This is a genomic window from Rhizobium sp. BK060 (genome assembly GCF_014193145.1).
In the GTDB taxonomy this organism is placed as follows: domain Bacteria; phylum Pseudomonadota; class Alphaproteobacteria; order Rhizobiales; family Rhizobiaceae; genus Rhizobium.
On sequence record NZ_JACHYW010000011.1, the window covers coordinates 61,562 to 83,772 of the forward strand.

19 protein-coding genes and 1 pseudogene are annotated in these 22,211 nt (G+C 60.4%); 8 read left to right on the forward strand and 12 right to left on the reverse strand.

Annotated elements, in window-relative coordinates:
* The first annotated feature begins 47 nt into the window (after positions 1–47).
* The gene (locus tag FHT71_RS14095; protein ID WP_183720528.1) at positions 48–1,142 is read left to right on the forward strand and encodes an AbrB family transcriptional regulator; all 1,095 of its coding nucleotides are present in this window, start codon (positions 48–50) and stop codon (positions 1,140–1,142) included.
* On the opposite strand, the gene FHT71_RS14100 is transcribed toward FHT71_RS14095, so the two are convergent.
* Positions 1,102–1,989: an AraC family transcriptional regulator gene (locus tag FHT71_RS14100; protein ID WP_183720427.1), complete on the reverse strand. Its 888-nt coding sequence runs from the start codon at positions 1,987–1,989 to the stop codon at positions 1,102–1,104. The genes FHT71_RS14095 and FHT71_RS14100 overlap by 41 nt on opposite strands.
* Before the next feature lie 33 nt (positions 1,990–2,022).
* Here FHT71_RS14100 and FHT71_RS14105 point away from each other — a divergent pair, with 33 nt between their 5' ends.
* The gene (locus FHT71_RS14105; protein ID WP_132590763.1) at positions 2,023–2,430 is read left to right on the forward strand and encodes a DUF2000 family protein; all 408 of its coding nucleotides are present in this window, start codon (positions 2,023–2,025) and stop codon (positions 2,428–2,430) included.
* A gap of 50 nt (positions 2,431–2,480) precedes the next feature.
* Here the strand turns inward: FHT71_RS14105 and FHT71_RS14110 are convergent, their stop codons facing one another.
* From FHT71_RS14110 to FHT71_RS14125, 4 genes are all read right to left on the reverse strand, one after another.
* Complete coding sequence (locus FHT71_RS14110; RefSeq protein ID WP_037084427.1) at positions 2,481–3,146, reverse strand: OmpA family protein; 666 nt, start codon at positions 3,144–3,146, stop codon at positions 2,481–2,483.
* A gap of 194 nt (positions 3,147–3,340) precedes the next feature.
* Positions 3,341–4,336 (reverse strand): flagellin, encoded by a 996-nt coding sequence (locus FHT71_RS14115; RefSeq protein WP_132590761.1) that lies wholly within the window; start codon positions 4,334–4,336, stop codon positions 3,341–3,343.
* 247 nt (positions 4,337–4,583) lie between these two features.
* Positions 4,584–7,739 (reverse strand): efflux RND transporter permease subunit, encoded by a 3,156-nt coding sequence (locus tag FHT71_RS14120; protein WP_183720430.1) that lies wholly within the window; start codon positions 7,737–7,739, stop codon positions 4,584–4,586.
* A complete protein-coding gene (locus FHT71_RS14125) occupies positions 7,736–8,902 on the reverse strand; it encodes an efflux RND transporter periplasmic adaptor subunit (protein WP_007802239.1) in 1,167 nt (388 codons plus the stop codon). Before FHT71_RS14125 ends, FHT71_RS14120 begins: the two co-directional genes overlap by 4 nt.
* 408 nt (positions 8,903–9,310) lie before the next feature.
* Between FHT71_RS14125 and FHT71_RS14130 the strand changes: the two genes are divergently transcribed.
* On the forward strand, positions 9,311–11,791 hold the full coding sequence (locus FHT71_RS14130; RefSeq protein ID WP_183720433.1) for a UvrD-helicase domain-containing protein: 2,481 nt from the start codon (positions 9,311–9,313) through the stop codon (positions 11,789–11,791).
* A 102-nt stretch (positions 11,792–11,893) separates the two neighbouring features.
* Here FHT71_RS14130 and FHT71_RS14135 read toward each other — a convergent pair whose 3' ends face one another.
* Both FHT71_RS14135 and FHT71_RS14140 read right to left on the reverse strand, forming a co-directional pair.
* Positions 11,894–12,241: a hypothetical protein gene (locus tag FHT71_RS14135; protein WP_007802244.1), complete on the reverse strand. Its 348-nt coding sequence runs from the start codon at positions 12,239–12,241 to the stop codon at positions 11,894–11,896.
* An 89-nt stretch (positions 12,242–12,330) separates the two neighbouring features.
* A complete protein-coding gene (locus tag FHT71_RS14140) occupies positions 12,331–12,732 on the reverse strand; it encodes a DUF488 family protein (RefSeq protein WP_007802246.1) in 402 nt (133 codons plus the stop codon).
* Between the two features lie 336 nt (positions 12,733–13,068).
* Here FHT71_RS14140 and FHT71_RS14145 point away from each other — a divergent pair.
* Positions 13,069–14,536: pseudogene (locus FHT71_RS14145) on the forward strand (sensor domain-containing diguanylate cyclase).
* Positions 14,537–14,899: 363 nt separating this feature from the next.
* The gene (gene pncA / locus FHT71_RS14150; RefSeq protein WP_007802250.1) at positions 14,900–15,526 is read left to right on the forward strand and encodes a bifunctional nicotinamidase/pyrazinamidase; all 627 of its coding nucleotides are present in this window, start codon (positions 14,900–14,902) and stop codon (positions 15,524–15,526) included.
* On the opposite strand, the gene FHT71_RS14155 is transcribed toward pncA, so the two are convergent.
* Positions 15,527–15,775, reverse strand: coding sequence for a DUF2164 domain-containing protein (locus FHT71_RS14155; RefSeq protein ID WP_132590757.1), 249 nt, complete (start codon positions 15,773–15,775; stop codon positions 15,527–15,529).
* 132 nt (positions 15,776–15,907) lie between these two features.
* Here FHT71_RS14155 and FHT71_RS14160 point away from each other — a divergent pair, with 132 nt between their 5' ends.
* On the forward strand, positions 15,908–16,624 hold the full coding sequence (locus FHT71_RS14160) for an AzlC family ABC transporter permease (protein ID WP_007802253.1): 717 nt from the start codon (positions 15,908–15,910) through the stop codon (positions 16,622–16,624).
* 2 nt (positions 16,625–16,626) lie between these two features.
* Positions 16,627–16,935, forward strand: coding sequence for an AzlD domain-containing protein (locus FHT71_RS14165; RefSeq protein WP_007802255.1), 309 nt, complete (start codon positions 16,627–16,629; stop codon positions 16,933–16,935).
* A gap of 30 nt (positions 16,936–16,965) precedes the next feature.
* Here the strand turns inward: FHT71_RS14165 and FHT71_RS14170 are convergent, their stop codons facing one another.
* Complete coding sequence (locus FHT71_RS14170; RefSeq protein WP_132590753.1) at positions 16,966–18,801, reverse strand: aminopeptidase P family protein; 1,836 nt, start codon at positions 18,799–18,801, stop codon at positions 16,966–16,968.
* Positions 18,802–19,080: 279 nt separating this feature from the next.
* Between FHT71_RS14170 and FHT71_RS14175 the strand changes: the two genes are divergently transcribed.
* Positions 19,081–19,254, forward strand: coding sequence for a hypothetical protein (locus tag FHT71_RS14175; RefSeq protein WP_165933114.1), 174 nt, complete (start codon positions 19,081–19,083; stop codon positions 19,252–19,254).
* 159 nt (positions 19,255–19,413) lie between these two features.
* Here FHT71_RS14175 and FHT71_RS14180 read toward each other — a convergent pair whose 3' ends face one another.
* The 3 genes from FHT71_RS14180 to FHT71_RS14190 are packed head-to-tail and all read right to left on the reverse strand — an operon-like array spanning position 19,414 to position 22,041.
* A complete protein-coding gene (locus FHT71_RS14180; RefSeq protein WP_132590751.1) occupies positions 19,414–20,292 on the reverse strand; it encodes a 50S ribosomal protein L11 methyltransferase in 879 nt (292 codons plus the stop codon).
* Between the two features lie 14 nt (positions 20,293–20,306).
* A complete protein-coding gene (locus FHT71_RS14185; protein WP_132590749.1) occupies positions 20,307–21,434 on the reverse strand; it encodes an NAD(P)/FAD-dependent oxidoreductase in 1,128 nt (375 codons plus the stop codon).
* Between the two features lie 4 nt (positions 21,435–21,438).
* Positions 21,439–22,041 carry an SCO family protein gene (locus FHT71_RS14190; protein ID WP_132590821.1) on the reverse strand — a complete coding sequence of 201 codons (603 nt, stop codon included), beginning with the start codon at positions 22,039–22,041 and terminating at the stop codon, positions 21,439–21,441.
* Positions 22,042–22,211 lie beyond the last annotated feature (170 nt).

Sequence of the window (22,211 nt, forward strand, 5' to 3'; positions counted from 1 at the left end):
CTTCGCCTGATCGCGGTTCCAGCATTGGCAAGACATGCATGGGAATCATGCCGTTGTACGACGCCAGCCGCTTCCTTCGATACGCCAGCCTGCCGCGGTGGACACTCTTGCTCAGCATCTCGACCCTGCTTGTCGTCGGGCTCGAAATGCTTGGCCTGCCGGCCTCACTCCTTATCGGCCCGATGGTGGCGGCAATTATCCTTGCTCTCTCCATCGGCCAGGGATCACTTCGGGTCCCGCGCTGGCCGCTCCTCTTCGGACAGGCGCTCGTCGGATTTCTCATGGCGCGCGCCATCACCGTCGATATCCTGAAGACGATGGCGACCGACGCACCGCTCTTTCTCGCGATGATCCTTGCCGTCATCGTCGCGGCGGCCGGCCTTGGCTGGCTGCTGACACGCTGGCAGGTCTTACCGGGAACGACGGCGGTTTGGGGTTCCTCGCCCGGCGCGGCTTCCGCGATGGTTATCATGTCCGAAGCCTACGGCGCCGATGCCCGTCTCGTCGCTTTCATGCAGTATCTGCGTGTGGTCTTCGTCGCCGTGGCCGCTTCGGTGGTCTCCCGCCTATGGGTTGCCGCAGACGGTGGCGAACCGGCGGCAATCATCCTCTTCCCACCGGTCGACTGGCAGGCGCTTGCCGCGACTGTCACCCTGACCTGCCTGTCTGCCTATGTTGCTGTCCGTTTTCGTATCCAAGGCGGCACAATCACCGTGCCGTTGGTGCTCGGTTCGCTGCTGCAAGGCTTCGGTCTGCTGACGATCGAGCTTCCGTTATGGCTTCTGGCGATCAGCTATGCCCTGATCGGCTGGAACATCGGTTTGCGCTTCACCCGCGGCATTGTCATGCACGCCGCCCGCGCCCTTCCCCGCGTCGCTGCCTCCATCCTTTTGCTGATGTCGATCTGTGGCTGCATGGCCTTTGCCTTGCACAAATTCGCAGGCGTCGATCCGCTCACAGCCTATCTTGCAACCAGCCCCGGCGGCGCCGATTCCGTCGCCATCATCGCCGCATCGAGCGATGTCGACGTGCCCTTCGTGATGGCCATGCAAACCGGCCGCTTCCTAGTGATCCTGTTTACCGGCCCAATGCTGGCACGCTTTATCGCGCGCCGCTCCGGTCTTGCAGAGAAACCTGTCTGAGGCTCGCCCATTGGCCAGGCGTCATGCCGTAGGCCTTCTTGAAGTGCCGGGTCAAATGGCTCTGGTCTGCAAATCCGGTCGCGGCAGCAACATCCGAAAGTCCTTCACCCGCCCCGATCATGGCACGCGCATACTGCAGGCGCCGCATGAGGAGATAGCGATGCGGGCTGGTTGCAAAGGCAGCCCTGAAATGCCGCGCGAGGGAAAAGCGGCCGAGGCCGGTAACAACCTCCAACTCGCCCGACCGCACAGTCTCTGTCGCATGCGCTTCGAGATAGTCCCGCGCCAATCTTGCGCGCTGCCACGCCACGCTTCCGAGCGGCCGCTGTGGTGTCCTTGCATGCTTCGCAAGTCCACCGGCAACACGCGAAACGAAGTCGTCGACGAACAGCTCATCGAGCTCGCGATCCAGTTCGCCAAGCGCTGCGAGCAACGTGCCGGCTAGGATGGGATCCCAGATCACCGGTTCATCGACGAATGGCAGCCCGATCTTCTCCTCGTCTAGGCATTCGAGCAGCAACGCCGGTTCCAGATAGAGCATGCGATATTGCAGCCCGTCATCGGTACCCGCACCACCATCATGCTCTTCATCAGGGTGGAGCACGAGCACCTGTCCTGGCATGCTGAAGCGCCGCTCTCCGCGATAGGAAAAAGTCTGCACACCTTTGATCGTGACGCCAAGCGCATAGGTATCGTGGCGATGGGGCTCGAAGGCATTGCCTGAAAATTGCGCCTCGATCCTCTCGATGCCGGGAAAAGCCGGCGCAGTCACGATCCCATCTGCGCTGCGTTCCGTGCACAAACGTTCAAGACCCTCGAAGGCATGACTGTTTACATCCTGGTCCAACGCGACTTTCGAACCCGCATGAAAGAGACTGGAATGTTTGATACCAAAATTGCGATCGTCCTGCGAAACAATCTTGCATCCTGGCAGAAGCTGAACGTGACCGCCTTCCTGATGAGCGGCATTGCCGGACAGAACCCCGAGATCATCGGCGAGGCCTACAAGGATCGCGCCGGCAATCTTTACCATCCGCTCTCCATCCAGCCGATCATCGTTCTATCGGCCGAGGGCGAGACTCTGTCGACGATCCACCGCCGCTCTTTGGAGCGCGGCGTGACCTCTTCATTGTTCATCGAGGAGATGTTCGCAACCGGCCACGACACCGCCAACCGAGCCGTCTTTGCTGAATATGCACCTGACGATGCCAAGGTCGTCGGCATCGCCATCCGAGCCGAGAAGAAGATTGTCGACAAGATCACCAAAGGCGCGACGATGCACCAATAACGAAAACGGCCGGGCGCTGGCCCGGCCGCTTCTCACGACTGCAATGTCGGTCAGCTCTGGGTGACAGGCGCGATCTGGATTTCGACGCGGCGGTTCTGGGCGCGGCCGGCTTCCGTGGCGTTCGAAGCGATTGGCTGCGATGGGCCGAAGCCAACGGCCGAAACACGGCGCGGATCGATGCCCTGGGTGCCGAGATAGTCGGCAACCGACATCGCGCGGCGCTGCGACAGATCCTGATTGTGCTGCAGGCTGCCGGTGGAATCGGTGTGACCGTTCACGTCGATCAGCGTGCGGTTGAACTTGCGCAAGACGATCGCGACAGAGTTCAGCGTCGGATAGAAGCCAGCCTTCACGGCATCCTGGTCGACATCGAACGTGATATTGGACGGCATGTTCAGGATAATGTTGTCACCGCGGCGGGTGACCGAGATGCCGGTTCCCTGGAGCTGGGCGCGCAGTTCGGATTCCTGCTGATCCATATAATTGCCGATCGCACCACCCGCGAGCGCGCCGACGCCGGCACCGATCAGCGCAGCGTTGCGACGTCCAACCGGCGAGCCGCCGACAGCCAGGCCAGCAAGCGCGCCAACGCCGGCACCCAGCAGTGCCCCGCCTGACGTGTTCGACATCTTCTGCTCGCCCGTATAGGGGTCGGTCGTGGTGCAAGCACTAAGGTAAGTTGCGGCAACAGACAAAAGTATGAATTTCTTGATCATGGACAGGTGTGTCTCCAGTTCGGTGTTGATGCGACCAGTATTAAGGATTGCGGCAACAAGATGAAGCAGGCGCTTCAGATGCTGGAAATCGGGCAAAATGCACAGCGACTGCGGATCGCAAGCCACAGTGACAGGCTGAGTGGCCGTGTCGCCCGTCGGATTGCGCGCGACACGTCCTTTATCAAGCCGACCTGTTAGAAGTTCTGGAAGAGCTGGCGAACCTTGTCATAGCTGGCGTTAGCGATGTTCAGCGACTGCAAGCCAAGCTGCTCCTGCGTTTGCAGGGCCCGCAGCCGGCTCGACTGCTCCTCCATGTCGGCATCGATCAGCCGGCTGATGCCGCGGGCGTAGGAATCGTCCAACGACTGCGCGAAATCGCCCTGGATGCCGATACGCTTTTCGAGTGCGCCAAAGGCCGAGCCGACCGTCGTCATCTGGTTCAGCATCATGTCGACGACGGTGATCATCTCCTTCACCTGCGCCTGGGTCGTAGTGCTTGAAACCCCAATCTCGACCTGCCCTGCCGTGTTGCCGGCGCCCTTCAGCATCACATAGTTTTGCGAAGCACCGGCCTCGGTGGCAAAATACTGCGACGTGAGAGCGCCGTATTCCCCCGATCCCGTCGTGCGATCATCGATCAGATAGCGCGCATCCTTTGAGCTTGTCGCCCCAACTGGTGCCAGGTCGACCTCATAGCTCAGCGTGTCGATTTTGACGCTTCCGTCAGAATAACGGATGAAGGACGAAGGGATCTGCCTGGGTTTCGACGGATCCGAGGAATCGTCGATCGCCACCCAGTTGTCGCCGTTGAAGGTCGCCGACTGCGCGACGGACCGCAATTGATCCTTCAGATGAGCGATGTCTGTATTGATCTTGTCCTTGTTGACGCCGGACTCGGTTGCCGCGACCAGCTTTGCCTTGATCTCACTGACGAGATCGATCGCGTTGTCGACGGCGTTGTAGGCCGTGCCCATGGTCGCGGCCGCGAGGCCAAGGGCATCGCGTATTGCCGACTGGGCTTTCTGATCGGTTTTCAGCGTCGAACTGATCGCCCAGTAGGCGCCATTGTCGGACGCTTTTTCCACTCTGAGGCCGGTGGACACCTGCCTCTGGGTCTTGGTCATATCGCGACCGATGTCACGCAAAACATAAAGGGCGGCATCCACCGAAGTGCGCCGATAAATGCTCAAGGTACTGTACTCCGAACACAACAATACGCTGATACACACAAACCGCACCGCGAACGCTCATGTCCGGGGGCGCCCCACACCGGCGCCGGAGCAGCCCCCCGAAACGCTGGAGGACCTATCGGTTTCTGCTCGCATGATTGCCGCTCATGCTTAAAAAACATCTAAGGTTCAGAGGAAATTCATCCAATCCTACAAATTTTCATAAACTATAAGTCGCAGCGTTTGCCGGCCAGGGCAGCGGGCTTCCTTACTCCGCCGCCTCCAGCCGCCCTGGCTTGGTGGCAGGGCGCGGACGCGAGGCCTGCGCCATTTCTTCGTGGAGGCGCTCCTCTTCGTGAGCATGCGGCTTCGCAAAGCGGGCGATGAGCAGGTAGGCGACCGGCGTGATGTAAAGTGTCACGAGCGTCGCAAAGCCGAGCCCCCCGACAATTACCCAGCCGAGCGCAATACGCGCTTCCGCGCCGGCGCCATGCGCAAAGACCAGCGGAACGCCGCCGAGGATCGTCGCGATCATGGTCATCATCACAGGGCGCAGGCGCAGCGCACACGCCTTCTCGATCGCCGTGCGCACATCTTCGCCGCGATCGCGCAGCTGGTTGGCGAATTCGACGATCAGAATGCCGTTCTTCGCCATCACTCCCACAAGCAGCACAAGGCCGATCTGGCTATAGATGTTGAGGCTCGACCCGGTAATGATCAGCGCGAAGACGGCGCACGCGAGCCCCAGCGGCACCGTCGACATGATGATGACAGACGAAAGCACGCTCTCGAACTGAGCGGCTAAAACCAGGAAGATGATGACGATGGCAAAGCCGAAGGTCAGCGCCATTCCGCTCGAGTTTTCTTCCAGCGTCGCGGCCTCAGCAAGAGGGACGAGACGAGCGCCAGCCGGCAGGACCGATTTCGAGATCTCGGTCACTTCCTTGACCGCATCTCCGAGTGAGAGACCGTTCTTCAAGCCAGCGGTGATTGCCACCGACGCAAGTTGCTGTTCGCGGTTCAGCTGCGGCGCGACGGAACTCTCTGTCAGCGCGGCAATCACCGACATCGGCACGATCTTGCCGTCGCCGGTCTTGAGGAAGACGTTCTCGAGGTCCGTCGGATCGTCCAGCGGCCGCGTGTTCGATGTGAGCAACACAGGATAGGATTCACCCTTCACGAAGACATCGACGACCGAACGCCCCTCGAGCAACGACTGCATGGCTGTCGAAAGGCCGGTGATATCGATGCCGAGATCGGAGGCACGCTCGCGGTCAATCGTGACAGAAACCTGCGCCTGTGTCGGCTCGTTGGTCAGTCGCGGCGTATCATAGTGTCCCGTGGCATCGAGCGCGTGGACCAGGTCGGCAGCCGCAGCCGTCAGAGCCTCATGGTCGTTGCCGACCAGTGCCATCTGCAGCCCGCTGCCGGCGCCACGGATACGCAGGCTGTTGGACTGGATGGCATTGCCACGCAGCGCCGGCACCCTGGCAGCCGTCTTGTTGATATCGGCAACGATTTCGGCCTGCGTGCGGTGACGCTCACCCCATGGGGCCAGCGTCAGCACCATGAAGCCGCTGTTGACCTGTCCGCCCTGTCCCGAGATGGAAAAGACGTTGCGGATATCGCCACTGTCGACGAGCGGCTGAAGATATTCCTCGACCCGCTGCAGCTTGTCGCGCGTATATTCGAGGCTGGAACCCTGCGGCGTTGTCAGGCGCATCATCACCAGGGCCCGGTCTTCGCTCGGCGTCAACTCGCTCCGAACCGTTTGGAACGCGACAACAGCCGCTCCCGCGAAAAGAACGGATGCGACGATGATCACGAGCGGCGCATTCAGGCAGGCATGCAACGACCACCGGTAGGTATCAGCAAACCAGGTGCCGAAACGGCCGAGAAGTCCGTGGTCCTCGAGCATATCCTTCGTCAGTATCCGCGACGCCAGCATCGGACATAGAGTCAAGGCGACGATGGACGAGAGGCCGACCGAGAAAGCGAGCACGAAGCCGAATTCGCGGAAGAGCCCACCCACCTGCCCCGGCAGGAAGGAAAGCGGAATGAAAACCGCCGCAAGCGTCGCGGTCGTCGCGATCACAGCAAAGAACACCTCGCGCGTACCAAGCACGGCAGCCGCCCGCGGCCCCATGCCCTCCGATCGACGGCGTACGATATTTTCGAGAACGACGATCGCGTCGTCCACGACGAGACCAGTCGCCAGCACGATCGCAAGCAGCGTCAGGATATTGATCGAGAAGCCAACGAGATAGACGGCCGCGAGAGTTCCGATGAGGGCCACCGGCATGCTGATGGCAGGGATGATCGTCGCGCGCCAGTCCCTGAGGAAAAGGTAGATCACGCCGGTAACGATGACGACGGCCAGGATCAGCGCGAGCAAGACCTCATGGATCGCCCCCTGGATGAAGACGGCGTCATCGCTGGTAATAGCGATCCGCGTGCCCTCGGGAAGCGTCTTCGAAAGCTCGGCAACGGCGTCCTTGATGCCGTTCGAAATGTTCAGCGTATTCGACTGCGCCTGGCGGATAATGCCGAGGCCGATGCCGGGAACGCCGTTGGAGCGCAGGGCAGTCTGTCCGTCGCGCGGCCCAAGCGTGACGTTCGCCACATCGCCGAGTCGCACGTGGCTCTGCAGGACAACGTTGGAAAACTCTTCCGGCGTCTGCAGGCTTGCCATCGCACGCACGACGATCGTCTGCGTCGGGCTCTTCAACGATCCGGCCGGCATATCGAGGGCAGCGCTCGACAGCGCCTTCGTCAAATCACCAACCGTCAGCCCGCGACTGGCGAGTTCGCTCTGGTTGACGTCGACGCGGAAGACCTTCTCCTGGTCGCCATATGTCTCGACATCGGCAACGCCGTCGACGGAGGCGAGACGATCGATAACCTGGTTTTCGACGAGAAGGGTCAGGTCGTCCATGTTGAGCTTGGACGAGGTCACGGCAAGACGCATGATCGGCTGTGAATCGGAGTCGGCCTTGACGATCTGCGGCGCGTCCGCCTCCTCCGGTAGACGATCGGCGATACGGCCGATGGCATCACGCACGTCGTTCGCCGCAACGGCAAGGTCAACCGAGTCGGAAAATTCGAGCGTCACACGGCTCTGGCCGAACTGCGAGCTCGATGAAATCGACTTCAGGCCGCTGACGCGTGCCGCCGCCCCCTCGATGACCTTCGTCAATTCCTGATCGACCGTCTGTGGCGAAGCGCCGTCAAAGGTCGTGCGAACGGTGACGATAGGCCGGTCGACATCTGGCAGTTCGCGCACTTCGATCCCGGCATAGGCCGCGAGGCCGGCAACGATCATGAGTGTGTTGAATACCAGCGCAAGGATCGGGCGCCGGACAAACAGCGCGGTAAATGTCTGCTTGCCGGAAGCCGGCTTCTCCTGCATCTCGATCACGTTCATTGCGTGGCAGGCTCCGAGCTCGACGCGACTTCGCTTGCGACGCGCACTGCTCCGCCCTCAAGGACGCGCTGCAGCCCCTCGGTAACAATGGCGTCGCCGTCCTTCAGGTCGGCTTTGACAAGGATAAAGTCGGGATTGCGCTGCACGATGCTGACGCGAACCTTTTGGGACTTGCCGTCGACAACATGCCAGACGAAAGAGCCTTGGGAGTCCCACTGTACCGAAACGGGGTCCACCGCCGGATACTGATCACCCGCGAATTTCATACCGACATTGAAAGACATGCCGGCCCGCAATTCGTCGGACGCGTTGTCGATCCGCGCCCGCACGCGCAGTGTCCGGCTGGCGGCGTCGATGCGGTTGTCGATCGCCTCCACCACTCCCGAGAAAGCTCGCCCGGGCAGCGCAACAGAGGTCGCCTCCACCGGGTGACCTACGGTGATCGTGTTGGCAAAGCGCTCCGGTACCCAGTAGTCGACGAGAATCTCCGTCCGGTCGTCGAGCGTGGCGATCGGCGTTGTCGTCGAGACGTTATCACCGACATTGACAGCGATGATACCGACGATGCCATCGATGGGCGCGACGATGTTGCGGCGCTCGAGATTGAGCTCGGCGGCCTGCAGCTGCAGGCGTGCGCCCTGCTCAGCGATCTCTGCGTCGAAGACGTCCATGCGCGACACGCTGGACTTGATGTTGTGGTAGAGGCTGGATTTCTCGATGGCGCTCTTCAGCGCCACATCAGCCTGACCGCGAGCAATGACCTGCTCTTCGCTGTCGAGCTTCGCGAGAACCTGCCCCTTGGTGATCCTGTCACCCGACTTGATGAGGATGTCGCGGATCGTACCGCTCGCCTGCGGCATCACCACGACGGAGCGGATCGCATCCCCCGTGCCGATGGCGCTCAACCGATCATTGACGACGCCACGAACAACGGCTTGCGTGGCGACCAGAACGGGCGCATTGGCTCCGCCACCGCGGCGCCTTGATTGTCCCTCTGCGCTGACCACAGGCTGCGGTGCAGCTTCGCCGGGCGCCAACTTGGAAACCTCAGAAAAGCCGGCTTTGCGTAGCGTCTCGCCGGCCCCCGGCACAAAGTAAACCCATCCAGCAAAGCCGGCAGCAATCACGACAAGGCAAACTATAAACTGCTTCCAAAATGCCATTCACGTCTCCAGAGGGACTCGAGGCTCGTCCAGGGTCTATCGAAAGAGGCGTTCGCAGGACAAATTGCCGCGCGTCTGCGACAATATTGTCTCTTTGCTGATCACCGGCAAGCGAATTGGTCCGCATTACTGAATTGTAATATCAAGACTGAGTTACTGGTAAAACGTTCGCCACTCGTTTCCCGCACGCGTCGCAGCGTTACTTCGCCGAGGACAAATAACGGTTTTGTTTTCTGACGTTTATGCGAGATGCCGTACCGTCTTGGATAAAACTTGCAGCACATCCGGCAATTCGTCGCCGTTGCGGCCCTCCCAGGCCGGATACAAGCTGAGGACAGCCGCCCGGACAGGAATGAAAGCAGAACATCTTTTCTGGTCTTTCCATCCCGAATCACTACATTACGCGCCATGAGCAATAGTTTCGACGATATCCCCTTCTTCGACGAAGAGCCGGATGAGCCGCCGCGCAAGCAGCCGGCCCCTGCCGCTCCGGCCGGCGGAGGGCTCGCCGCCCGCGCCATGGCCGCTCGCGATGGCGGCAAGCGCCCCGATTACCTTTCCGGCCTGAATCTGGAGCAGACCGAAGCCGTCGAAACACTCGAAGGTCCCGTTCTCGTGCTCGCGGGCGCTGGCACCGGCAAGACGCGCGTTCTGACGACGCGCATTGCCCACATCCTCAACACCGGCCGTGCATTCCCTTCACAGATCCTTGCCGTCACCTTCACCAACAAGGCTGCCCGCGAGATGAAGGAGCGTATTGCCGTGCTCGTCGGCGGCGCCGTCGAGGGCATGCCATGGCTCGGCACCTTCCACTCGATCGGCGTCAAGCTTCTACGCCGCCATGCCGAACTCGTCGGCCTGCGCTCCGATTTCACAATTCTCGATACCGACGACGTCGTTCGCCTGATCAAGCAACTCATCCAGGCGGAAGGCCTCGACGACAAGCGCTGGCCCGCCAAACAGTTTGCCGGCATGATCGACACCTGGAAGAACAAGGGCCTTGGCCCGAGCGACATCCCCGAGGGCGACGCGCGCGCCTTCGCCAATGGCAAGGGCCGCGAACTCTACATCGCCTACCAGCAAAGGCTTTCGACGCTGAACGCCTGCGATTTCGGCGACCTCCTGATGCACCCGATCGCGATCTTCCGTAAGAACCCTGATCTTCTCAAGGAGTATCACGGCCGCTTCCGCTACATCCTCGTCGACGAGTATCAGGACACCAACACCGCCCAGTACATGTGGCTGCGGCTGCTTGCGCAGCGCCCCAGGGGCGAACCGCAGAACGTTTGCTGCGTCGGCGACGACGACCAGTCGATCTACGGCTGGCGCGGCGCCGAGGTCGACAACATCCTGCGCTTCGAGAAGGATTTTCCGGGCGCCAAGGTCATCAAGCTGGAACGCAACTACCGCTCGACGGCACATATCCTTGGTGCGGCTGGCCATCTGATCGCTCACAACGAAGGTCGCCTCAGCAAGACACTCTTCACCGACCGGAGCGATCCCGAGGACATCAAAGTCCAGGTGCACGCCTCCTGGGATTCCGAAGTGGAAGCCAGGGAAATCGGTGAGGAAATCGAGCAGCTTCAGCGCGGCGATGCCAATGGCAAGCGGCATCTGCTGAACGACATGGCAATCCTCGTGCGCGCCTCCTTCCAGATGCGCGAATTCGAAGACCGTTTCGTGACGCTAGGCTTGAACTACCGCGTCATCGGCGGTCCGCGCTTCTACGAGCGCCTCGAAATCCGCGATGCCATGGCCTATTTCCGCCTCGTCGCACAGCCTGCCGACGACCTCGCCTTCGAGCGCATCATCAACACCCCGAAGCGCGGCCTCGGCGATACGACGGTACGCGCCCTTCACGATTACGCTCGCGCCCGCGATATCCCGATGCTGGCGGCAGCCGCCGACATGATCGAAACCGACGAGCTGAAGCCGAAGGCGCGCAAAGCCCTCTTCGACGTCGTTCAGTCGTTCCGCCGCTGGCAGGAAATGCTGGAGAACACGCCCCATACCGAGCTTGCCGAGCAGATCCTCGAAGAGTCGGGCTACACCGACATGTGGAAAAACGACAAGTCGGCAGACGCGCCAACCCGTCTTGAAAACCTGAAGGAACTCATCCGCTCGATGGAAAGCTTCGAGTCGATGCGCGGTTTTCTCGAGCACGTCTCGCTGGTGATGGACGCCGAGCAGAATGAAAATCTCGACGCCGTCTCGATCATGACCCTGCATTCGGCCAAGGGCTTGGAGTTCGACACCGTCTTTCTGCCGGGCTGGGAAGAAGGCCTGTTCCCGCACCAGCGTTCGCTCGATGAAAGCGGCCGCGCCGGTCTCGAAGAGGAACGCCGCCTCGCCTATGTCGGCATCACCCGCGCAAAGCGGCGCTGCCACATCTGGTTCGTCTCGAACCGACGCATCCACGGTCTGTGGCAATCGACGATCCCGTCGCGGTTCCTCGATGAACTGCCGGAAACGCATGTCGAAGTGGCGGAAGCCGAGCAGAGCTATGGCGGCTATGGCAGGGGCAGCTACGGTCAGTCCCGCTTCGACAAGGCCGATCCCTTCGCCAACGCCTATTCGACGCCGGGCTGGAAGCGTGCCCAGCAGAACAAGACGGACGCCACCCGCGACAACTGGGGCACCCGCTCCGGCCATGCCGTGGAGCGCATCGGCTACGGCGAAAGCGGCCCGCGCGGCCGCACCATCGACGGCGAGCTGGTAGCTAAATCCACGGCGACGGAACCCTCGAAGTTCAAGACCGGCGACCGCGTCTTCCACCTGAAATTCGGCAACGGCAATATCATCGAGATCGAGGGCAATAAGCTTACGATCGATTTTGACCGGGCTGGCCAGAAGAGAGTGCTCGATGGGTTTGTGGAGCGGGTTTCATAGGTTTCATATATCAGGACGGATTCACAAGAATCTCAATGTGATCGGCCTGGCGACATCGTGCAGCGTCGATGAGATCGAGACTATAAGACGGCAACATCCCGCTCACCCCAAGATCGGCATTGATCCCAGCCCCAGAATATCATTGAGCAATGCCAGCCCGATTCCGGCCGCGACGACCGCGATGCCGATCAGAAACAGCCGTCTGGCCCGATCGTATTTGGCAGCAATCAGCGAGTCCCGGGCCAGGAGGTCGGCGAAGACCTTGACCTGCAGGGCTATCCCCACCGTCAGCAGCAGCATCGGAAAGATGTCGATCCGGCTCCAGTCGTTTGGATTGGAGGCCCAGCGGCTGATGAAGCTCAAGGAAAAGCCGAGGATGATGCCGGCCGCCGTCAGCGAGCCGTTGCGGAACGTCGCGTCGATCTTCTCCTCTGGACCGGGCTCGGTCATGGCTTGGGCTCCGGGTAATCCCCTCGCACAGAAAGGCAGAATATCCCGGAGTCAGCAAGGCCGCGGCTCATAGCAGGCCTACGAAGACGCTAGGCGCAGGCTTCCGCCGCAAACGTTGCGTTCCGCTCTTCAAGCAGGCGCCGCAACACGCTTCGATGGCATCGGCTCTCGTTCTCACAGTAGCAACCGATCGAAAAATGGCTTGCATGTGAAAGTGTGGCGAGCAGGTCGAGCACATGACTTGCCTCCGGCACGTTCATTTCCTTCCTGAAGCTGCGCACAAACATCGCCCATTCGGCATCCGTGGTCGCTGCCTTCGCTTGGGTCACCAGGGCCTGGCTCGGCGAAAGGATCGGCAGCCAGACGTCATAGTAGTTGCGGCTGGAGAATTCCTCCTTCGGCACGCCCCGCGGCGGTCGGCGGACGGTGCCGATGCGCACGCCCTCGCCTTCCGCCCGCGGCGACCCCAGTTGCACGACGCCAATAGCCATTCCGCCCCTCCATCAACCTGTCTACGCATCCAGCAGCAAGGAAGATCATCACGAGCATGACGAGGCAAAACTTGACCGTCGCCACTGTCGCCTGCCGCCTGATACTTTGAACGCTACTCACCATTGTCACTCTTTCGCGCCTTCGAAGCCGCGACCTCTCCTGCAAAAGAAGATTGGCGGGATCGCGGGCATCAATGCCTCCCCGCATGAGAGCGGTCAGCGTTACGGCGGCACCACCAACAACGCCGCGTCAAGCGAAGGTTAACGAATCACTCCTAAAGATCGATCAAATAGTGCTGTGCCTCCAAAGGTAACGCCAAAACCGAAAGTCCCGTCATGGGCGATTGCGATATCTTCGATCTGTCACCAATCGCGATGTGGATCGAGGATTTCAGCAGGGTCAAGGCACAGTTCGATCGCTGGCGCGCCGAAGGCGTCGAAGATATTCGCGCCTATTTGAGGGACGATACCAGACGTGTCCCTGCGCGCAGCTGATCCGCGTGTTGCGCGTCAACCGCAAGACGTTGGAACTCTTCGAAGCCAACGACCTCGATCATCTCGTCGCGAACCTCGGCTTGGTATTCCGCGATGAGATGCTGGAAAGCCATGTCAACGAATTGGCCGAACTCTGGGACGGCAAGACCGAATTCACCGGCAGCGCCGTCAACTACACGCTGTCCGGACGCCGGCTTGATATCCAGTTGCGCGGCTCGGTGCTGCCGGGCCATGAGCAGTCGCTCGCGCAGGTGATGCTGACGACGGAAGATGTCACGGCTCGCGAGGAAGCCCGCCGCAAGGAGCGCGAAAACCGCCGTTACGCCGAAGGCATTTTCGAGCTTTCGCCGGTCTCGCTTTGGGTCGAGGATTTCAGCCAGATCAAGCTGCTGCTGGAGAATGTCCGCGATCGCGGCATCGACGACTTCCGGGTCTTCACCGATGTCCATCCCGAGTTCGTACGCCAGTGCATGAGCGAGATCCGGGTCATCGACGTCAACCAGGCGACCCTCGATCTGTTCTGCGCGCCTGACCGCCACACGCTTCTGCAACGCATCGCAGAAGTCTTCCGCGACGATATGGAGAAACACTTCCGCGAACAGCTGATCGAACTGGGGAACGGCAGACTTTTCCATCAGCGCGAAGTCATCAACTACGCGCTCGACGGCTCGGAGCGCTATGTCCTCCTGCAATTCTCCGTCCTTCCCGGCCATGAAGCAGACTGGGCACTGGTGCAGGTGGCGCTCACCGACATCACCGCGCGCAAGAAGGCGGAAGCCTATCTCGAATATCTCGGCAAGCACGACGTTCTAACCAAACTCCGCAATCGCGCCTTCTATGTGGACGAGCTGAACAGACTCGAGCGCAAGTCACTGCGCCCGATATCGGCCGTCATCATCGATCTCAACGGCTTGAAGGAGGCAAATGACCAGCTCGGACATGATGCCGGCGATGGACTGTTGCGCCGCCTTGGCGAGGTCCTGAACGGCGCCGCCGCTCAACCCAATCATGCTGCCCGCATCGGCGGCGACGAATATGCAGTGCTGATGCCCGGCGCCGACAAGCAGGCGGTCGCGACAATGGTCGAGACCATCGGGGAACTCCTCAAGATCAGCAACCAGTTCTACTCCAACGCTTCGCTCAGCATTTCGCTCGGCGTCGCGACAAGCGAGCCAGGGGAACGATGGAGTCAATGGTGCGGCGTGCCGATATTGCCATGTACGCGCAAAAGCGTGCCTATCACGCCGGCCGCAAGGCGGAAGAGCAAGGCAGCGCCACCACGAACGAAAAGTCCGCCTCAGCGGCTTGAACAGTCGCCCCGACACCTGTCCTAAGAACCAGCCTCGCCAGCGTGTGTTCGCAATCGCGAACTACTTATCGCAACGCAATATTTGAATACTACCATACTAAACGAGTAAGGGCTCCGGAATCCCCTGCCTGGCCATTGCTGGCGGCGCCCTGAGGCGCCCTTGCCGACATCATCGGCATATACATCGCCTACCTGATGCCGGTTCTGTGCTATGCTTGTATCGCCTTTTACGGGCTGAAGGGCACCGACCGACCCGACCTTTTCAAGGCTCGCTTCTCCGGCCCCTGCGGCGAAGCGTCTCGACGCTTGCGCCATCCCTCGGCCCTTGGCATGGTGCAATGCAAAATCGAGGGAGTCGCACCGATGAAAGCCTTGCTTCTAGTCGATATTCAGAATGGCTTTTGCCCGGGCGGCAACCTCGCGGTCCCTGACGGCAACGAGGTGGTTCCCGTCGCAAACCGCCTGATCGAGAGCGGCAAATACGACCTGATCGTCGCCTCCCAGGATTGGCACCCGCCCGGCCACGGCAGCTTCGCCTCCTCCCACCCCGATAAGAAACCATTCGAACTCGGCACACTTTCGGGCAAGCCGCAGATGATGTGGCCGGATCATTGCGTGCAGGGCACAGCGGACGCAGAACTGCATCCGGACCTCAAGATGGGCAAAATCGACCTTATCCTGCAGAAGGGCGAGAATCGCAATATCGATAGCTACTCGGCTTTTCGCGACAATGATCAAGACGCGCTTACCGGGCTCGCCGACTTTCTCGAGGGCCAGGACGTGACCGAACTGGACGTCTGCGGTCTCGCGACCGATTACTGCGTGAAGTTCTCGGCATTGGATGCGACCGAGATGATGCCGGGCGTGCGGGTTCGCTTTGTCGAAGACGCCAGCCGCGGCATTACACCCGAAGGCGTTGCGGCCGCGATCGAGGAAATGCGTGCGCGTGGCATCGATATCGTGACCAGCCGGCAAATTCTGGAAGGCTGATCACTCCGTCGCGTTCCGCTGCAACTGATAGACGTCCTCGGAAAAGTCATCCATCCGTCTGGCAAGCGCGACCTGCGCGTCTTCGAGCCCCTTCTTGTAATAGGCGGCGCCAACTTCCTTCGCAAAGAACTCAAGAACGATTTCCGCTTTGAGAAGGCCTATCGGCTGGTCCAGCTCGCTGTCGAAATAATGCTGGATCCGCGCAAGGAGCTCGGTCTTCTCTTCCTTCGAAAGTTCGATCTGATTCATGTTCTCTCCCCGAAAGGCGATCGGCTGCGAATGCATCGTTCAGCGAAATCGATCGTTCAATCAAGGAAATTTGCTTGCGGCAGATACCGCCCCTCCTTAGACGAGGGCAAAATTCCAGAAGGATTGTCGCCGATGAGTCGCGCTGATTTTTTCGACGGTTTGCGCGGTGGCTCAGCCGTTGCGCTGGCCTCGGCCCCATTCGGGGCTTTGTTCGGAGCGCTGGCGGTCGATAACGGCATGTCGCTCGCCGAAACGACCTTCATGAGCGCCACGGTCTATGCCGGCGCAAGCCAGATGGTCGGCATCGAGCTCTTCGGCCACAACGTCCAGGCTTGGCTGATCGTCGCCTCCATCCTGGCAGTCAACTTTCGCCACGTGCTCTATTCGGCGGCACTCGCGCCCTACATCAAGCACTTCTCACCGATCCAGAAGTTCTTCACCTTCTTCCTGCTGGTCGATCCGCAGTTTGCGGAAACGGCAAAACGCGGCGAAGCAGGCAAGCCGGTCACGTTTGTCTGGTATCTCGGCTTTGGCATCATCATCTATGTACCCTGGGTTTTGGTCAGCTTGCTCGGCGGCATGCTCGGCAGTTACATCGGCGACCCGAAATCGATCGGACTGGACATCCTGCTGCCGGCCTATTTCCTCGGCATCGTCCTTGACTTCCGCCATCGCGACAATTTTCTGCCGGTCGCCGCCGTCAGCGCTGTCGCCTCCATTATCGCCTATCATTATGTCGGCTCGCCTTGGCACGTCAGCCTAGGTGCCGCGGCAGGCATCATCCTTGCCGCCCTGTTCCCGCCGCCACCGCATGAGCAGGAACTCGAATCCGATTTGCACGAGGTATGACGATGGCCTTCGATCTTCACATGGCTCTCGTGATCGTCGCAGCCGCGGTTGCGACCTACGCAACCCGCATCGGCGGCTATATCCTCATCACCACGATGAAGCGCATTCCGCCGCGCATGGAGGCTGCGCTTGCCGCCGTCCCGGCCGCGGTCTTGACGACGCTTGTTGCGCCGGCCTTCTTCATCGGCGGTTGGGATTCGAAGCTCGCCCTGCTCGTCGCACTCCTCGTCGGTCTGCGGGTCTCGCACACCTGGATGCTGATTGCCGCGTGGCTCGTCGTCATGGGCTGGCGTCACACGATCGGCATGTAACGCCACTGGCGGCCGACAAGGCCGCCTCGCTTAATATTCCAGCGGCAAGGTCGCATTTTCCAGCCACGCCTTGACGTCGTGGTCGTGAATCAGCGGCATCAGCGCTTCTCGGGTGCGCTCGTGGTAGCTGTTGAACCAATGCAGCTCGTCATGCGTCAGAAGTTCCGAACTAACCAGGCTGCGGTCGATCGGGCAGAAGGTCAGCGTCTCGAATCCGAGCATTGGCATGTCGCCACCGTCGATCGCCTCTGCCTCGTGGACATAGATCAGGTTCTCGATGCGGATGCCGAAAGCGCCGGGGCGGTAATAGCCGGGCTCGTTCGAGAGGATCATCCCCGGCAAAAGCTCCTGCGTCGAGAGCCTGGCGATGCGCTGCGGGCCTTCATGCACCGAAAGATAGGACCCGACGCCGTGACCGGTTCCATGGGCAAAATCAACCCCTGCCCGCCAGAGCGCAATGCGGGCAAGCGGATCGAGGTCGCATCCGCGCGTGCCCTTCGGAAACCGTGCGGTGCTGATCTGGATCATGCCCTTCAGCACCAGCGTGAAGAAGCGCTTGTGCTCCTCGGTGACGGAACCGATGCCGACGGTGCGGGTAATGTCGGTCGTGCCGTTGATGTACTGGGCGCCGGAATCGATCAGGAAGAGTTCCCCGGCCTCCAGCTTGCGGTTCGTTTCCGTCGTCACGCGATAGTGCATGATAGCCGCGTGCTCGCCGGCTCCGGAGATCGTGTCGAAGGAGATATCCTTCAGCGGGTTCTGCATACTCTGGCCGACACGGGCGCGTGCCGCTTCCAGCTTCTCCGCCACCTCGATTTCGGTCACGGTCCCCGGCTTGATCTGCGACAGCCAGTAGAGAAATTCGACCATCGCGGCGCCGTCCTGCAGATGCGCAACCGCAGAACCGTTGATCTCAACGTTGTTCTTGACAGCTCGCGGAAGTTTCGCGGGATCATTCCCTTCCACGACCTCGCCACCCCCCTTGCGAATGATCTCCGCCAAGGCATACGAGGTAAGGTCCGGATCCACGACGACTCGACCGCCATCTCTTGCAACAGCGGACAGTTTCTTTTCGAGTTCCGACGGCGGAAGCTGCATGCACATCTGCGCCAGATAGGCTTCGGCCTCGATACCGGTCTTGCGCTTGTCGAGGAAGAGGTCCGCCTTGCCGTCGGCATAGATGATCGCACGCGCCAGCGGGTGCGGCGTGTGCGGAACGTCGGCACCGCGAATATTGAAGATCCAGGCGACCGAGGACGGATCGGCGATCAGCGCCGCCTTGAGGTTCTTCTTTGCAAGATCGGCAGCGATCGTTGCAATCTTGTCGGTCGCGAGCACGCCCGCCTGCACGACGCTCTGGATCATCACCTGTCCCAGCGGCTCCTGCGGCCGGTCGCTCCAGAGCTTGTCGAGAGGATTGTGAGGCAGGACAACGAGCGAACCGCCAATTTCGGCCAGCGCCTTTTCAAGTCGCCGCACGTCTGCGCCGGAATGCAGCCAGGGATCGATGCCGAGGCGCAGGCCCTTGGAGCCGTTCTTCGCAAGCCAGGCATGAGGCGGTTCGTTCACAAGGTCTCCGCCTGTGAAGACGGAACTATCCACTTGCTCGGCAAGTTGCGTCACGTAGCGCCCGTCCACGAAGACAATCGCCTCCGAACGCGTTACCAGCGCAACGCCCGCAGACCCGGTGAAGCCCGTCAACCACGACAAGCGCTCCGAACAAGCCGGCACGTATTCGCCGTTGAACTCGTCGGCACGCGGCACAAGAAAGGCGTCGATATCAAGCGCATCAAAACTTGCGCGCAAAGCCGAGACGCGATCGCGGCCGAATTGTGGCGTCGAAGTGACTTCGAAAGACTGGAACATGTTCAAGAATCCGGTGTTTTGGACGAATCCCCTAGGCGAGATTCGGCTATATTATAGGAATTTCAGACGAGTACGAGGAATTCGCGAAGTGACGTATGAGCGAAAGCCGCGCAATAATCCGGCGGAAATGAGGCACCGCCTCACAAAGTGGCATGCTTTATGCATTCCACGCATGGCTCCCATGAACGAAACCCTCTCCCTCAGCTTTTCTAAATCGCTATATAGGCGCCTTCAAACGGGTTCGAGATGAACCTGAAACGAAACAAAAGGAATTTAGATATGACTGCCCCTCTGTCGCGCTTCGCTTACAGCAGCCCGGTGCAGGCTGGCGAGCGCCAGACTGTGCGTCACATCATCGGCTCGCGCCGTCCGCTGCATGAGGACACCCTCAATCTGCTGGGCGCTGGCCAAAAGGTTACGCGCCATCAGGTCGCAACCAACTACGCGTTCTGAGCAACTCGCCGCTCCCTTCTCCTCCTCCCTCACGGGACCGGCGATCAGAACCAGTAGAAGCCCGCTCGAGCGCTCCTCCTCCTTCGAGCTCGCGGGCATTGACCGGGAAACTGGTCCAAAGGCGGTGCCATTGGCACCGCCTTTTCTTTTGCCCTCGCCTCAAGGACGATCGAGATGGATCGTCACCCAGCCATTACGCCAGATCGTACGGACGTGCCGCAAATGCGCACCGTTATAGGCCGCCAGCACCTTCCAACGCTGCGCAGCCAGAATGCCGGAAAGAATGACCGAGCCCCCGGGCGCCAAGTGGGTCACGAGTTGCGGCGCCATCTTGATCAAGGGCCGCGCCAGGATGTTGGCGATAATCAGATCGAAGGGGCCATGCGCGCAAAAGGCGGTCGAGTGAAAACCTGGCGCCGTCTCTGTGGCGATACCCGACGCAATGCCGTTGCGCCGAACATTCTCGGCAGCGACCCGCGTCGCGATCGGGTCAATGTCCGTTGCGAGAACAGGAATGTTCCGCAGCTTCCTGACAGCAATCGCCAGAACGCCGCTGCCGGTTCCGAGATCAAGCGCATTCCGCACCCGGCGGGAACGCAAGACACGGTCGATCGTCTCCAGGCAGCCTGCCGTCGTGCCGTGATGACCTGTACCGAAAGCCTGGCCGGCATCGATCTCGATCGCAATATCGCCGGACCGCACCTTGTCGCGGTCGTGCGATCCGTGGACCAGAAAGCGCCCCGCCCGAACCGGCTTCAGCCCCTCAAGTGACTTCGCCACCCAATCGACCTCGGGAATCACTTCGCGCTCGACTTTGGCCTCGGGAAAGCTCACCTTCAGCGCTTCCTCGACGCGCGCGCGAACCTGTAGTTCTTCTTCGCGCATCATGTAGACCGAGGCTTCCCAAATATCCTTCTTCTCATCGATCTCAGTGGTCGCGATTGCGAAGTCTTCTTCGCCGAAAACATCGGACAGCAGATCCAGAATCTCTCCTGCCTGCACTTCGGTCGTCGTCACATAAAGGCGTATTTCACTCACAAGCGGTCTTTCTTCTATAGGGCGCCATCGATCCAGGGCGGCGACTGCGTATCATATCCGGAAACGCCGTGAAGCAATTTCTGTCGGAATGCAGGTATTCGCAAAAGTAAGGGGACGGCAACATTGCGGATCGCGATCGCCACCGGATTCTTCATGGTAATAAGCGATGTCAGTTGATGGGTCTGCTTCAGCACCGTCTTCACCGCCGGCATTCTGAGACCCGCATATTCGCGCTCCCGCCCTTCCGAGATGAGCCAGGCCAACCAGCACGCGTCCTCGATGCCAAGGTTCATCCCCCGCGCACCGGCCGGCGAATGAATATGCGCCGCGTCGCCTGCAAGAAACACGTTGCCTCTTGCCATCACAGCGACATGGCGGAAGTGAATGCGAAAATCGGAGGCCCAGACACGCTCGGCGATTGCGGCAGGATGTTGGATGCGGCTCTCGAAATCGGGAAGCGTCGAGATGTAGCGCAGCACATCGCGGGTGACAGGCAAACGCCCGATCATGCCGGGATCGAACAGGGTTATCTCGGCAAAACCGGGATCGATCGGCACAGCGTAACGAAAGTCCGCCAGATAGAAGCTGCGCTCCAGCGCCTGTCCGGGGAAACCGATACCGACAGCTTTGCGGACCGCCGAATGGGCACCGTCGGCAGCGATCACGATATCGAAATCCGCCGTTTCGACCGATCCATCGGCCTTCCGTAGCGTTACTCGCGGCTTCGAAAGATCCCCGGAGACTGTCTCTACCGCAGTTTGCCATTCCGGAGCAACCTCATAGTCGGAAAGCTTGCCCAGCAGCAGCCGCTCGGTATGCCCCTGTGCCAGCGCGTGGATTGCGCTGTAGGGGCCGGGAACCTTCGTCGTGTCGATGTCAGCAAGCAGTCTTCCCTTGGAGACGATGCGGAAATGCGCAATCTGCTGCGCCTCCTGCAGTATCGTGTCCGACACACGCGAGGGTGAAAGCAGCGCCAGCGTTCTGGCATTGATGCCCAGCGCACGGCTTTCCGTCAGCGGCACGGGCCCGGCGTCGCTATCAACGATACGCGGAAGGAACCCGCGTCGGGCAAGTTCGAGGGCAGCAGTCAGGCCAGTCGCGCCGGCCCCGGCGATCAAGATGCTGCGATGCCCTGACGCCATGCCGTCATCCCTTGCTGACGAGGTTCTCCAGTTTCTTTACAGCCGTATCGGGATTTTCGCCATAGGCGATGGTCCCGGAGAACCGCCCTGCCGAATCGAGCAGGAAGACCGAGGCCGTATGGTCCATCGTGTAGTCGCCGTTCGGATTGCTCTCATCCACGGGAACCTTCTTGGCGTAGACGCGGTAACCCTTGATGACGTCGGCAACCTTGTCGGGAGCGCCTGATATACCGACAATGCGCTTGGAGACATTGGAGACGTACTGGTTCATGACGTCAGGCGTATCGCGCTCCGGATCGACGGTGACGAAGTACGCCTGAAGCTTCTTGCCCTCCGGATCGACCTTCTCCAGCCAACCATTCATTTCGAACAGCGTTGTCGGACATACTTCCGGGCAATGGGTAAAGCCAAAGAAGAGCGCCGTCGGCTTGCCGCGGAAGGCCTGCTCCGTGATTGGCTGGCCGTTCTGGGCGACAAGCGTGAACGGCACGCCGAACGGTCCCTCGGATACAGCCTCTTTTGTCTTGGTGACATTGAGCGTCAGCCAGCCGAGAATCCCGGCCATTACCAGCACCGCAACCCAGACCGCAATGCGGACAGTCTTCATCGATCGAACCTCTGAGATCGGGACCATTCCCGTTTCCGGGTGATATCGCCTCGTTCTTCAGGGTGCAATTCAACAAGATGTTTTCCAGGCGGCGACCGATTGCCCCACCAGCACACGGAAAAGGCGCAATCAAAATCGGAAAATCCAGTATTTACAAACACATATTCGAC